This window comes from Marivirga arenosa, assembly GCF_030503875.2.
Lineage (GTDB): Bacteria > Bacteroidota > Bacteroidia > Cytophagales > Cyclobacteriaceae > Marivirga > Marivirga arenosa.
In genome coordinates, this window is sequence record NZ_CP129968.2 from 3,729,445 (window position 1) to 3,742,990 (window position 13,546).

12 protein-coding genes are annotated in these 13,546 nt (G+C 34.3%); 8 read left to right on the plus strand and 4 right to left on the minus strand.

What is annotated here, in order from left to right:
* Positions 1 to 296 precede the first annotated feature (296 nt).
* Together QYS47_RS16000 and QYS47_RS16005 are read left to right on the plus strand one after the other, a co-directional pair.
* Positions 297 to 476 (plus strand): hypothetical protein, encoded by a 180-nt coding sequence (locus QYS47_RS16000; RefSeq protein WP_322347114.1) that lies wholly within the window; start codon positions 297 to 299, stop codon positions 474 to 476.
* Between the two features lie 86 nt (positions 477 to 562).
* Complete coding sequence (locus QYS47_RS16005) at positions 563 to 988, plus strand: hypothetical protein (RefSeq protein ID WP_302102113.1); 426 nt, start codon at positions 563 to 565, stop codon at positions 986 to 988.
* A 117-nt stretch (positions 989 to 1,105) separates the two neighbouring features.
* Here QYS47_RS16005 and QYS47_RS16010 read toward each other — a convergent pair whose 3' ends face one another.
* The 3 genes from QYS47_RS16010 to QYS47_RS16020 are packed head-to-tail and all read right to left on the minus strand — an operon-like array spanning position 1,106 to position 4,505.
* Complete coding sequence (locus QYS47_RS16010) at positions 1,106 to 1,855, minus strand: succinate dehydrogenase/fumarate reductase iron-sulfur subunit (RefSeq protein ID WP_308355743.1); 750 nt, start codon at positions 1,853 to 1,855, stop codon at positions 1,106 to 1,108.
* Positions 1,856 to 1,882: 27 nt separating this feature from the next.
* A complete protein-coding gene (locus tag QYS47_RS16015) occupies positions 1,883 to 3,817 on the minus strand; it encodes a fumarate reductase/succinate dehydrogenase flavoprotein subunit (RefSeq protein ID WP_322347115.1) in 1,935 nt (644 codons plus the stop codon).
* Between the two features lie 16 nt (positions 3,818 to 3,833).
* The gene (locus QYS47_RS16020; RefSeq protein WP_302102114.1) at positions 3,834 to 4,505 is read right to left on the minus strand and encodes a succinate dehydrogenase cytochrome b subunit; all 672 of its coding nucleotides are present in this window, start codon (positions 4,503 to 4,505) and stop codon (positions 3,834 to 3,836) included.
* Between the two features lie 211 nt (positions 4,506 to 4,716).
* On the opposite strand from QYS47_RS16020, the gene QYS47_RS16025 reads away from it, so the two are divergent.
* The 4 genes from QYS47_RS16025 to QYS47_RS16040 all read left to right on the plus strand — a co-directional run bounded on the left by QYS47_RS16025 (position 4,717) and on the right by QYS47_RS16040 (position 10,119).
* Positions 4,717 to 7,506 (plus strand): T9SS type B sorting domain-containing protein, encoded by a 2,790-nt coding sequence (locus tag QYS47_RS16025; RefSeq protein WP_322347116.1) that lies wholly within the window; start codon positions 4,717 to 4,719, stop codon positions 7,504 to 7,506.
* A 1-nt stretch (position 7,507) separates the two neighbouring features.
* Entirely contained in the window at positions 7,508 to 7,912 is a 405-nt protein-coding gene (locus QYS47_RS16030) for a thiol-disulfide oxidoreductase DCC family protein (RefSeq protein ID WP_322347117.1), read from the plus strand.
* A gap of 61 nt (positions 7,913 to 7,973) precedes the next feature.
* Positions 7,974 to 8,852 carry an ACP S-malonyltransferase gene (gene fabD / locus QYS47_RS16035; RefSeq protein ID WP_322347118.1) on the plus strand — a complete coding sequence of 293 codons (879 nt, stop codon included), beginning with the start codon at positions 7,974 to 7,976 and terminating at the stop codon, positions 8,850 to 8,852.
* A 58-nt stretch (positions 8,853 to 8,910) separates the two neighbouring features.
* Positions 8,911 to 10,119, plus strand: coding sequence for a GAF domain-containing sensor histidine kinase (locus QYS47_RS16040; RefSeq protein WP_322347119.1), 1,209 nt, complete (start codon positions 8,911 to 8,913; stop codon positions 10,117 to 10,119).
* 14 nt (positions 10,120 to 10,133) lie between these two features.
* On the opposite strand, the gene QYS47_RS16045 is transcribed toward QYS47_RS16040, so the two are convergent.
* Entirely contained in the window at positions 10,134 to 11,522 is a 1,389-nt protein-coding gene (locus tag QYS47_RS16045) for a type III PLP-dependent enzyme domain-containing protein (protein WP_308355737.1), read from the minus strand.
* A 120-nt stretch (positions 11,523 to 11,642) separates the two neighbouring features.
* On the opposite strand from QYS47_RS16045, the gene QYS47_RS16050 reads away from it, so the two are divergent.
* Positions 11,643 to 12,560 (plus strand): dimethylarginine dimethylaminohydrolase family protein, encoded by a 918-nt coding sequence (locus QYS47_RS16050; RefSeq protein WP_322347120.1) that lies wholly within the window; start codon positions 11,643 to 11,645, stop codon positions 12,558 to 12,560.
* A gap of 25 nt (positions 12,561 to 12,585) precedes the next feature.
* The gene (gene ctlX / locus QYS47_RS16055) at positions 12,586 to 13,530 is read left to right on the plus strand and encodes a citrulline utilization hydrolase CtlX (protein ID WP_322347121.1); all 945 of its coding nucleotides are present in this window, start codon (positions 12,586 to 12,588) and stop codon (positions 13,528 to 13,530) included.
* Positions 13,531 to 13,546: the final 16 nt, after the last annotated feature.

Genomic DNA, 13,546 nt, shown 5'->3' on the forward strand with positions numbered 1-13,546 from the left:
AATCCTCATCATAACTTAAACAAAGTCTAGTACAGAAAAGAGCGACTTTTCTACACAAAAAGACAAAAAATAAAAAGTAGTTGAGCAGTATTTTGAACATTTCTCCAAAATCTGACAAGTCTGTTTTAGCAGGCACAAGTTAGGGAGGTTTTGCATCAAGCTATATTACCTTTAGGCACTCGGATGGTATTGGGAATGTCCTCTCGCAATCAGATTCCTATTGGATATATCCAGAAGAAAATGGGAAACTAATCAATCTGTATAAACAGAGTGAACGATTGCCTATCAAATTCTATATGGATACCGGATTATACGATGCGGGTGCATCAATGCTCAGAGTGAACCGACAATTTCGAGATATCCTTGAAATAAAAGGCTATAAAGTAGATTATCGTGATTTTAAAGGCGGCCACAATTACATAAATTGGAGGGGAACACTTTCAGACGAATTAATATCCTTGATTGGAACTGAATAAAGGAAGAAAACCTATATTACATTACAAATGAAATTTTGGCTGTTCTTCGCTATCATTTGTAATTTAATCTTGAATATTGTTTTTGAATGAAAAGATATTTTCCAATAAACAGGAGGCAACTTCAACCGAACAAACGAACTGGTTTATTCGGTATCATAACTCTTGTGGCTATACTTTCAGGACTTTTACTTTTTTTCACAAATGAAAAACAGAATGCAGAAATTCTATCCTCTTATTGTGGGGGCTTCGGTTTATATGGGAAATCGTTGGTGTTAATGAAAGACAGCACCTTTAGGTTCAGTTATTATGGATGTAGTCAAACAAATGGATATGTCTCGGGTCAATGGAATTCTAATGGCCAAATTTTAACTTTAATACCGGCTCAAATAGATGACGTTCTAAATTTAAAGTATCAAAAATATAAATCTAAACTAATTCCATTGAAAGATTCTTCAGAAGCTGAATTTGTATTGTGCAAAAACTACGAGCATCCTACCAAAAAAGAATATTAACCTCCAATTGCCATAATAATCAAAGGATTATCTTTTTATGCCTTTACTAAAATTCAGATGAAACATTAGCCAATAAAAAAAGGGCCGAAGCCCTTTTAAATATATTTTAATGAGGTTTTATTCTTGAGAGCCTACTTTAGCACTAAGAAATTCTCTATTCATTCTAGCAATATTTGAAAGATCGATACCTTTAGGGCATTCAGCTGAACATGCACCTGTGTTGGTACAAGCACCAAAGCCTTCAGCATCCATTTGCGCTACCATTTTCTGTGCTCTTTCTGCTCGCTCAACCTGTCCTTGTGGTAACATTGATAATTGAGAAATTTTAGCACTTACAAATAGCATGGCTGATGCATTTTTACATGCTGCAACACAAGCTCCACATCCAATGCAAGTAGCAGCATCAAAGGCCTCATCTGCAACTGACTTAGGAATTGGAATTTCGTTAGCATCAGGAGTACCCCCAGTATTAACACTAACATAACCTCCAGCTTGTATAACTCTATCAAATGCGCTTCTGTCCACTGCTAAATCTTTCACTACTGGGAAGGCTTTTGCTCTCCATGGCTCAATAGTAATCGTTTCACCGTCTTGGAAACTTCTCATGTGAAGCTGACAAGTAGTAACTCCTTTTAATGGACCATGTGGCTCACCATTAATGTACATGCTGCACATCCCACAGATACCCTCTCTACAGTCGTGATCAAAATGAACAGGGTCTTCATCCTTTTCAATAAGTTGCTCATTTAAAACATCAATCATTTCTAGAAATGACATATCAGATGATACACCATCTAAATCGTATGTTTTAAAAGCTCCTTTATCTTGATTATTCTTCTGTCTCCAGATTTTTAATTTAAATTTCATAATTAAAATATTTTGATGACCTCAGGATTATTTATAGCTCCTTTGCGTCAGTTTTACATTTTCAAATATCAATTGTTCTTTATGAAGGGTTTCTGGTTTTTCAGGACCAGTGTATTCCCAAGCAGCAACATATGCGAAGTCTTCGTCATTACGTTTTGCTTCTCCTTCAGGAGTTTGATGTTCTTCTCTGAAGTGACCTCCACATGATTCTTCTCTATGCAATGCATCATCAATCATCAACTCACCTAATTCTAAGAAATCAGAAACTCTTGATGCTTTCTCTAAAGAACTATTGAATTCTTCATTTGAACCTAAAACTTTCACATTCTTCCAGAAATCTGCTCTAAGCTCTTTGATCATTTCTTTAGCTTTTTTCAAGCCTTCACCAGTTCTAGACATACCGCAGTAGTCCCACATAATTTTACCTAATTCTTTGTGGTACTGGTCTACTGATTTTGAACCTTTGATAGATAATAGCTTATCAATATTATCTTTCACAGCTTTTTCTGCTTCTTTGAAAGCTTCGTGATCAGTGCCTACTTTCTCGTATTTTTCGCCTGCTAGATAGTTACCGATAGTGTAAGGTATTACAAAATAACCATCTGCTAAACCTTGCATTAATGCACTAGCACCTAATCTGTTTGCTCCGTGATCAGAGAAGTTAGATTCACCAGTCGCATATAAACCATCAATATTAGTTTTCAAATTGTAATCTACCCAAAGTCCACCCATAGTGTAGTGTACTGCAGGGAATATTGTCATTGGCTCTTTATATGGATTACTTCCTGTGATTTGCTTATACATATCAAACAGGTTACCATATTTACCAGCAATCACATCCTCACCATCACGCTTAATAGCATCTCTGAAATCTAGGTAAACGGCTTTACCTGTTTCATTTACCCCTCTACCTTCATCACAAACATATTTAGCATTTCTTGAAGCCACATCACGAGGCACAAGGTTACCGAATGCTGGGTATTTTCTTTCCAAATAATAATCTCTTTCGTCTTCAGAAAGATCATTTGGATGGATTTCTTTTTTTCTAATTTTTTCTGCTAACTCTTTCGTAGCCGGCACCCATACTCTACCATCATTTCTTAATGACTCTGACATTAAGGTCAGTTTTGATTGATGATCTCCACTTACTGGAATACAAGTCGGATGAATTTGAGTATAACATGGGTTAGCCATTAAAGCTCCTTTTCTGTGAGCTCTCCAAGCTGCTGTCACATTCGATCCCATCGCATTAGTAGATAAATAGAAAACGTTTCCGTATCCACCTGTAGCTAAAACAACTGCGTGAGCTGAATGAGATTCAATTTTACCTGTAACTAAATTTCTGGTTACAATACCTCTTGCTTTTCCATCTACCATTACTAAATCAAGCATTTCTGTTCTTGGGAAAAGCTCAACTTTACCGTTGGCAATTTGACGGCTTAAAGCACTGTAAGCACCTAATAATAACTGCTGCCCAGTTTGACCTCTAGCGTAGAAAGTACGTGATACTTGAGCACCACCAAATGATCTGTTTGCTAATAAACCACCATATTCTCTTGCAAAAGGAACCCCTTGCGCCACACATTGGTCAATGATATTAACACTTACTTCAGCTAATCTGTAAACATTAGCCTCTCTTGAACGGTAATCACCCCCTTTGATAGTATCATAGAATAGACGGAAAACACTATCACCGTCATTTTGATAGTTTTTAGCGGCATTTATACCCCCTTGAGCGGCAATAGAGTGGGCTCTTCTGGGGCTATCCTGAAAACAGAAAGACTTTACATTATAACCTAATTCTGCTAAAGAAGCTGCTGCAGAAGCACCAGCCAAACCAGTACCTACAACGATTACATCGTATTTACGCTTGTTCGCTGGGTTAACCAGCTTCACATTAAATTTATGATTCGTCCATTTCTCTGCTAATGGACCTTCAGGTATTTTTGACTCTAAATTCATAGTACAGTAATTATCCTTAACTATTCAAAAACATGATTATTGGAATTATTGCAAAAGCAGCCGGTATTAAGACTGCATATACAACACCTAATTTCTTAATAAATGGAGTGTATTTGCTATGATTTAATCCTAGTGTTTGGAAAGCACTTGAGAAACCATGAGATAAATGGAATGCAAGTCCTATCATACACACAACATAAATCGCAACATACCACCATTCACTGAATGCAGCACTAACAACTTTATATAGGTCTTTGTTTCCAGCTTCATCCATTGGGATAGATCCCCAGTGCATTTCATACCAAAAGTTTCTTAAATGAATCACTAAGAAAACAAAAATGATGAAACCGAGAATCCCCATGTTTCTAGATGAAAAAGAACTGTTTGCAGACCCTTTTACTTCTGCATATCCAACTGGTCTAGCCGCTTTGTTTTTCATAGCCAATGCGATAGACATTGCAATATGGATTAATATGAATGCATATAATCCATAGGATGTTGTTTTAATTATGGGATTAGAAGTCATGAACTTTGCATAAGCATTGAATGCCAATCCACCATCATCAGCTAACAATTGAAAATTTCCTGCTAAATGGACAACTAAAAAAATGATTAAAAACAAACCGGTAAGCGACATTACAAGTTTCCTACCAATTGTACTCGTTAACGTTTCAGAAAGCCAACTCATATATTGTATTAGTTATGGGTTTATAATAAAATATTTGTTTCAAAGTTACATTTGGAACAATTAGAAAACAATTGTGTTTTCTATTTTAAACAATTCTAAATAATGGCATGATTTTAGAAAGTAATATTATTTAGGAATTCAAAAAGAATTGATGTTTTAAGAACATATTTTTATAAATTAACGTTTTTTAATTTCGCTAAGTAAGCATATTGTGAAAAAAATACTCATATTTTCTATTTTAACCCTAAGCTTTTTAGGTGAGGCTCTAGCCACCCATATCAGGGCTGGAGAAATTACTGCCAAAAGAATTGGTTGTAATAGTAGAACTTATGAATTTACACTTACCGCCTATCGTGATACAGGATCAGACATTTTATTTGGAAATGGAGAATTTAAATATGGAAATGGAGAATCCATAATCTTAAATCCTGACGGCTACAGTCGAAAAGAGATTATTGATGATGAAGTTGAATTAGTTGAATTTAAATTTGAATATACTTACAGGTCGGATGGAAATTATATAGTTTCTTATGTCGAAGATTATAGAAATCGTGGCATTGTAAATATGAGTCAGTCAGGACAAACTGCTTTTTATGTAGAAACCTTGATCAGAATTGATACATTTTTCGGATGCAATGATACACCCGTTTTCTTAATCCCTCCTGTAGATAAGGCAGCAGTTGGCGCTTTGTTCTACCATAATCCTGGAGCTTTTGATGTAAATGGGGATAGTATAGCATTTAAAATGGTGATTCCACAAAGTAGAGAAGATGTAAACGTGGGTAATTATCGATCACCAGAAGTGGCAGCTGGCGGGCAAAATAGTCAACAAACTGGGCCCGCAACCTTAACCTTAGATGAAATCTTGGGTGATCTCATATGGGATGCTCCAGGTTTGAAAGGAGAATACAATATAGCTTTTATAGCAGAGGAATGGAGGAGTATAGAAGGTGAATGGATTCTTTTAGGAAGTGTTACTCGAGACATGCAAATCATTGTAGATGAAACCGATAATGATCCGCCAGAATTAGAAATTCCAATGGACACTTGTATAGAAGCAGGAACACTTTTAGAAGCGGATATTATTGCTACTGATCCAAATCCCGAATCTTTAGTAAGAATTGAAGGCTTTGGTGGTCCTTTTGTTTTAAATCCTCCTGCAACCCTTACTCCTAATACAAATGCATTTTTCGAATCCCCTACCACATCAAAATTCTCATGGCAAACTGACTGCTCTCACATCCGGGAGAACCCATATTTAGTTAGGTTTAAAGCTACAGACAATGGGCCAGGTATTCGTTTAACAAGTTTTGAGACTTGGAGTGTTACCGTAGTGCCACCAGCACCTAAAAATGTAATAGCTGAAAGTAAACCTCAACGTTCAATTGAAGTATCATGGGATGAGTATAATTGTGGCGATGCAGAAGTAATTCAAGTTTACAGAAGAGTTGATAGTTTTGATTTTACTCCTGAAAATTGTGAGATTGGAATTCCTGAAAATGGAGGTTATGAATTAATTGGAGCTGTTCCGGTAGATCAAACTTCTTTCCTTGATGATAATGCTGGTCAAGGTTTAGATTTTGGCGCAACTTATTGCTACAGATTAGTTGCTGTTTTCCAATTACCAAAAGGAGGCGTAAGTTATGCTTCAGAAGAAGTTTGTCAAAAAATTGAGGCAACTGGTCCAGTAGTTACCAATGTTAGCGTAGATCAAACCAGTGATGTAAATGGAGAGATAACCCTAAGCTGGCTTCCACCTTTAGACATAGACACGGATGTTTACCCAGCTCCGTACAAATACCAAATATTAAGAAGCAATGGCGGAGGATTCGAAGCTGTGGGAGTAATTGAGGATGACACAACATTTATCGATACAGGATTAAATACTTTATCGATACAGTATGAATATCAAGTTGAGCTTTATTTAGTAAATGATGAGATAAATGAAGATAATTTGATAGAGGTTTCTGCTAACGCTTCTTCTGTAAGGCTATCATCAGTAGGTTTATTTGAATCAATTGAGCTAAACTGGGAGGCAAATGTTCCGTGGTCAAATACTAATCAAGATCACCCTTATCATTATATATACAGAAATAAAGCAGGATCGAACGCCAGCAGCTTAGTGCTTATCGATTCAGTTGATGTTACTTTAAATGGATTCCATTATTTAGATAGCGGTCAGTTTAATGGGGAAACTCTTATCAACTCTGAAGAGTATTGCTATTATGTTACCACAGCGGGCGGGTATGGAAATGATGAAATCTTTGAACCTTTATTGAATGATTCTCAAATAATCTGTGCAAGGCCAGATGATCAAATAGATCCATGTCCCCCATTTGAAGTTGCTTTCGAATTAGATTCTCCTGAAAAATGTCTTGATTTCTTGGCCGATAAAGATTGTGAATTCAATCAATTCCAAAATGAACTTTATTGGAATGCTAATCTAGCCGATAGTTGTGACAGTGATATTAGCTATTATGAGATTTTCTTCCAGGAAGAACTCGATACTGAATTTGAATTAATAGGAACTACCAGAGACACTTTCTACATCCATGATAACTTACCTGAATTTGCAGGATGTTACATGATCAGAGCGGTTGATCAGTCAGAAAATAGAAGTAGTTTTTCAGAAGTTTTCTGTAAAGAAAATTGTCCTAATATTGCGTTCCCTAATATTTTCACACCAAATAATGATGGAAAGAATGATACCTTCACTCCTTTCTTCCAGAAAGAATTTGAAGCTGAGTCTATTCCATTAAATAAATGCCCTAGATTTTTAGAGCAAATTGTATTTAATGTATATAATAGATATGGAAAACTAGTATATAGCTATAAAAGCGGAGGCGAAAACGGACTATATATAAACTGGGACGGTACTAATTTTGGAGGAGAAGAGTTGCCTTCAGCTACCTATTTCTATGAGGCTATTGTAACCTTTGATATGTTAAGACCAGAGAATAGAGAAAAAAGGTATAAAGGATTTGTTCAAATTATCAGATAGCTTGAAAAATTCTAATCCTATCATATATTTCGATGGTATTTGTAATTTATGTAATGGCGCAGTAAATTACATCATTGACAGAGATTCTAAAGCCATATTTAAATTTGCTCCTCTGCAATCTAAACACGCTGAAAAAAACCTTCCTGTTGAATTAATAAAAAATACCGACAGCATTATTTTACAAGTAGATGGTAATTTTTATCAAAAAAGTACTGCAGCTCTAAAAATTGCCTCTCAATTGGGTGGGTTTTGGAAATTATTCTATGTTTTTATTATTCTACCTCCCTTTCTAAGAGATTTTATTTATGACATAATTGCAAAAAACCGTTATAAATGGTTTGGGAAAAGAGATGTATGCAGGCTACCAACTCCTGAGCTTAAAAATAGATTTTTAGAAATGGATTAACCCATAGTTTTATATAGATTTTATAACTTGCCATCATATTCAAGAAACAAAAAAAATCGATATGAAAGCTTATGTATTTCCGGGCCAAGGCGCTCAATATCCTGGAATGGGAAAAGAACTTTATGATAATAATGCAGAAGCAAAAAAATTATTTGATCAAGCAAATGAAATATTAGGCTTTGAGATCACAAAAATAATGTTTGAAGGCACAGCCGAAGAGTTAAAAGAAACTAAGGTAACTCAACCCGCTGTTTTTTTACATTCTGTAATCAATGCCATAATTCATCCAGATTTTAAACCTGATATGGTAGCAGGTCATTCTTTAGGAGAATTTTCTGCCCTTGTTGCTAATGGCACCTTATCATTTGAAGATGGATTAAAGCTTGTTTACAAAAGAGCTTTAGCGATGCAAAAAGCATGTGAGATAAATCCTTCAACAATGGCTGCTGTTTTAGGCTTAGAAGATGAAGTGGTTGAAAAAGTTTGTAGTGAAATAACAGAAGAAGTAGTAGTTCCTGCAAACTATAATTGCCCTGGACAACTCGTTATTTCAGGTTCTAACAAAGGAATTGAAATTGCTTGTGAAAAAATGAAAGCGGCTGGCGCTAAAAGAGCTATGCCATTACCTGTAGGAGGCGCATTCCATTCTCCATTAATGGAGCCTGCTAGAGAAGAATTAGCTAAAGCAATTGAAGAAACGCAATTTAACAAACCAAAATGTCCTGTTTATCAAAATGTAAATGCTCAGGGATCAATTGAAGTTGAAGATATTAAAAATAATTTAATTTCACAGTTGACAGCTCCAGTAAGATGGACGCAATCAGTTCAGCAAATGATTCAAGATGGTGCTACCAGCTTTACAGAAAGTGGTCCGGGCAAAGTGCTTCAAGGATTAGTAAAAAAGATAAACCGGGAATCTGAAGTATCACAATTATCGTAAATTGTGAACAATCAGGATTGCAATTCATTCTAATTTATTGAATTGCAGAAATAATTTTATGCAGAAGCCAAAAATACCACATAATGAAAAAGATAGGCTGGCCGATCTTAAACGGTTACAAATTCTAGATTCTGAAAAAGAAAAAGATTTTGATGATCTTGTAGATTTGGCTTCTGCAATTTGTGATGTCCCTATCTCTTTAATTACTTTAATTGATGAGAACCGACAATGGTTCAAAGCAAAGAAAGGCTTAAAAGTTGAATCAACAGACCGGGATATTTCATTTTGTGGTCATGCAATTAATTATGATGATATTTTTATAGTTGAGAATGCAGTAGCGGATAAAAGGTTTTATGACAACCCCTTAGTAACTGATGATCCAAATATTAGGTTTTACGCTGGAATGCCAATCAAATCGGAAAAGGGATTTAATTTAGGTACATTATGTGTTATTGACTCAAAACCAAAAAAGCTCAACGAAACTCAAATTGCTGCCTTAAAAACCCTGAGTACTCAAGCCACTAAGCTAATTGAATTAAGAGATAAGAAGCATGAGCTTGAAAAGAAGAATCACGATTTAGAAAATCTAAATAACTTAAATAATCAGATTACCAGTATAATTTCTCATGACATTAAAGGCCCAATCAGTAGTCTTAGATCCTATATGAATTCAGATTATGTGAATATTAATGATCTTAATGCTTTACAAGAATTATTTCCTGTTGTCAAAGAGAATTTGAACAATCTGGGAGTATTGGTAGAGAACCTTTTAGAATGGTCCAGCAATATAAATGATGTTCATATCACCTCCTTTAACTTATTTGATCTAATCATAGAAATTTCAAGCCTATTTGAATCCGATATGAATCAGAAAAATATCAAAATGGAGTTTGATATTGACTTTGATTTAATAATATCAGGTGATGCCTCTATGATTAAATTTATTATGAGAAATTTAATCAACAATGCTGTAAAGTTTACTGAAGATGGCACAATTAGAATTGAAGCTCAAAAAACACAAGAGCATAGAATTGAGATCAAAGTGAAAGATACTGGAGTTGGAATGAGTCCAGAAATTATTGAACGAATTTTCATTAAGAAAAAGAAAGTATCAACTAAAGGAACTCGCAATGAAAGAGGAACCGGTCTAGGATTAAAACTTATTAGAGAATTCCTAACTATTCATAATTCTGAGTTGAATATCGATTCAAAAGAAAATGAAGGTAGTATATTTTCTTTTACACTACCTTTATCCTTTGAAAAATAAATAATTTTTAAATTCTAGTAACCTAAAATATTCAACATACTTTCACTCGTTTGCTCCTCAGCAAATAATCTTGTAGAAATATTTCCTTGATCATCTTTATCAATCAAAACATGCTTTGGTGCTGGAATTAAACAATGTTGAATTCCTCCATATCCTCCTAATGATTCCTGATATGCACCAGTATGAAAAAATCCTATATACTGCTTTTCATTCCTTTCTACTTTTGGTAAAAACACTTCAAATGAATGTGCTTCTGAATTATAATAATCCATTGAGTCGCATGTTAAACCTCCCATTTTCACTTTATGAAATGGTTCACTCCAATTATTAATGGCCATTAGGATAAACTTTTGATTCAATCCCCAAACATCTGGTAAGTGAGTAATGAAAGAACCATCAATCATGTACCATAGCTCCTTATCATTTTGTAACTTTTGATCCAAGATGGAATAGATAGTTGCACCACTCTCCCCTACTGTATAACTACCAAATTCAGTGATTATATTTGGAGTATCTACATTATTCTTCTCGCAAATCCACTGAATATTTTCAATGATTTGGTCTACCATGTATTGATAATCATATTCAAATCCTAAAGAAGTTTTAATAGGAAAACCTCCTCCAATATCAATTGTATCTAATTCAGGAGCAATTTTTTTAAGTTCACAATATTTATCCACAAATCTACCTAACTCACTCCAATAATATGCTGTATCCTTAATCCCTGTATTGATAAAGAAATGAAGCATTTTTAAGGTAGCTTTTTCACTTTTAGCTATTTTATTTTGATATAGATTCACTACATCGTTATAGCGTACGCCTAAACGACTAGTATAAAATTCAAAAGTTGGTTCTTCATCCGAAGCAATTCTGATCCCCACTTTATAAGGCTTTTTAGCATCCGCCTCATAACTATCTATTTCATTCAAATCATCTAAAACAGGAACTACATTTTCAAATCCATCATTGATCAATTCATTTATATATTGTCTATATAATGGACGTTTAAAGCCATTGCATACAATAAAATGCTGCTTAGACACCAAACCTTTCTCATGTAACTTCCTCACAATGGGAATATCAAATGAAGAAGAAGTTTCAATATGAACGCCTGCCTTTAAGGCCTCCTCCATGACGAATGAAAAGTGTGAAGATTTGGTACAATAGCAATAGGTATAATTTCCTTTGTAATTATATTTCTCAAATGCATTTTTAAAATATTCCCTCGCCTGATTAATGTTCTGGCTAATCTTGGGAAGGTAAGTTAGTTTCAAAGGTGTGCCATACTTTTCTATTATATCCATTAAAGGAACACCATGAAACCTCAAGGCATCATCCTTTACATCGAACTCCTTTTGTGGCCAATAAAAAGTCTGTTCAATTAAATCAATGTAACTCTTCATTCTCTAAAGTTTAGTATCATCATAAAATGCAATATTGAAATATTATTGCAATCTTTGCAAAACTAAAATTTTAGCTCAGAATCTCTGATCTTTTTCAATTAAATAATTGAATAATTTTTTATGATAAATGTATATGTAAATGATGAAACTGCTCCTTTAAAGACAGTTATTTTAGGCACTGCTAAAGGTATTGGCGATACACCCGATTTAGATGATGCTTATGATCCAAAATCAAAAGAACATATAGCTGCTGGCACCTATCCGAAAGAAGTGGATATGGTTGCAGAAATGGAGGCATTTGCAAAGGTTCTAGAAAAACATAATGTAGAGGTTTACCGACCTGAAATAATCGAGAACTATAATCAGATTTTTTCCAGAGATATTGGTTTTGTGATTGAAGATAAATTCATTAAACCTCGAATTCTTAAAGACAGAAAAGAAGAAATTAAAGGAATTCAATATATTTTAGATAAAATAAATCCAGCCCAAATCGTTTCCGTGCCTGAAGATGTTAGAGTTGAGGGCGGAGATGTAATGCCATGGAATGATCACATTTTTGTAGGATATTCCGAAAAAGAAGATTTCGAGAAATATATAGTTGCACGCACTAACAAAGCGGGTTTAGATTTCTTAACAAATGAATTCCCAAATAAAAAAGTAAAAGGATTTCAACTGAATAAATCGGATGAAGTAGCAAAAGACAATGCTTTGCATTTAGATTGCTGCTTTCAACCTATAGGTAATAATCAAGCCATAATTTATAAAGATGGGTTTAAGTTTGAAGAAGACTATAACTATCTAAAAGATTATTTTGGAGAAGAAAATTTAATTCATATTACAAGAGATGAAATGTATGAAATGAATTCAAATGTCTTCTCTATCAGTCCAAAAGTGGTAGTATTAGAAAAGAACTTCACTCGTTTAGCAAAGATTTTAGAAGAAAAAGGCTTTACCGTGGAATTAGTTCCTTATGCTGAAATTTCTAAAATGGAAGGTTTGTTAAGATGTTCCACTTTACCATTAGAAAGAGAAAAATAAGATCATATTTCTAAACAGATTAAACATGAATAGCCAACAAAGTACCGATACCCTAATGATGATAAGACCTGTTCAGTTTCGATTTAACGAGCAAACTGCAGTTAATAATTATTATCAAAAAGCTATAGAAGGCTTATCTGCTACAGAAATACAAGCAAAAGCTGCCAAAGAGTTTGAAAGCTTTGTGAATAAGCTGAAAAGTAAAAACATCAATGTTATTGTAATTGATGATACTCCAGATCCAAGCACGCCTGACTCCATATTTCCTAATAACTGGGTATCATTCCACGAAGATGGAAAAGTAGGCTTATATCCAATGTATGCTGAAAACAGAAGGCTGGAAAGAAGAGAGGACATTCTAGATAAATTAAAAAATGATGAAGGTCTGAAAATCAGCGAAATTATTGATCTATCTTCTTTTGAAAATGACTCACTGTTTCTGGAAGGAACCGGAAGCATGATTTTGGATAGGCCGAATAAAATTGCTTATGCTGCTATTTCAACAAGAACAAATGAGAAAGTATTAGATGCTTTTTGTGATAAATTTGGATATAAGGCTGTAAAATTCACTGCTAATCAAACGGTTGAAGGTAAAAGATTAGCAATATATCATACGAATGTGATGATGTGTGTCGCAAACGACTTTGCAATTTTATGTGCGGATTCTATAGATGATATGAGTGAGAAAAAAGCAGTAATTGACAGCCTGGAAAAGACGGATAAAGAAATCATTGAGATTACCGAAGATCAAAAACATCATTTTGCTGGAAATATGCTTCAAGTAAATGGTACTGATGGTAAGCCGTATCTTATCATGTCAAATGCTGCACATCAATCTTTAACGGAGGATCAAATTAATAGAATTGAGAATTATTGTGAAATCATAAGTAGTTCGCTTGATACAATTGAAGCTTTAGGAGGTGGAAGTGCCCGCTGTATGATGGCTGAAGTATTCTTACCTAAATCTTAATTTATCAATTCTAAAA

What these genes read in the sequence shown, in the direction of transcription:
- QYS47_RS16020 (WP_302102114.1), bottom strand. Translation starts at nt 4,505, where the DNA reads ATGAGTTGGCTTTCTGAAACGTTAACGAGTACAATTGGTAGGAAACTT.
- QYS47_RS16005 (WP_302102113.1), top strand. Translation starts at nt 563, where the DNA reads ATGAAAAGATATTTTCCAATAAACAGGAGGCAACTTCAACCGAACAAA.
- ctlX (WP_322347121.1), top strand. Translation starts at nt 12,586, where the DNA reads ATGAATAGCCAACAAAGTACCGATACCCTAATGATGATAAGACCTGTT.
- QYS47_RS16045 (WP_308355737.1), bottom strand. Translation starts at nt 11,522, where the DNA reads ATGAAGAGTTACATTGATTTAATTGAACAGACTTTTTATTGGCCACAA.
- fabD (WP_322347118.1), top strand. Translation starts at nt 7,974, where the DNA reads ATGAAAGCTTATGTATTTCCGGGCCAAGGCGCTCAATATCCTGGAATG.
- QYS47_RS16000 (WP_322347114.1), top strand. Translation starts at nt 297, where the DNA reads ATGGATACCGGATTATACGATGCGGGTGCATCAATGCTCAGAGTGAAC.
- QYS47_RS16015 (WP_322347115.1), bottom strand. Translation starts at nt 3,817, where the DNA reads ATGAATTTAGAGTCAAAAATACCTGAAGGTCCATTAGCAGAGAAATGG.
- QYS47_RS16040 (WP_322347119.1), top strand. Translation starts at nt 8,911, where the DNA reads ATGCAGAAGCCAAAAATACCACATAATGAAAAAGATAGGCTGGCCGAT.
- QYS47_RS16010 (WP_308355743.1), bottom strand. Translation starts at nt 1,855, where the DNA reads ATGAAATTTAAATTAAAAATCTGGAGACAGAAGAATAATCAAGATAAA.
- QYS47_RS16050 (WP_322347120.1), top strand. Translation starts at nt 11,643, where the DNA reads ATGATAAATGTATATGTAAATGATGAAACTGCTCCTTTAAAGACAGTT.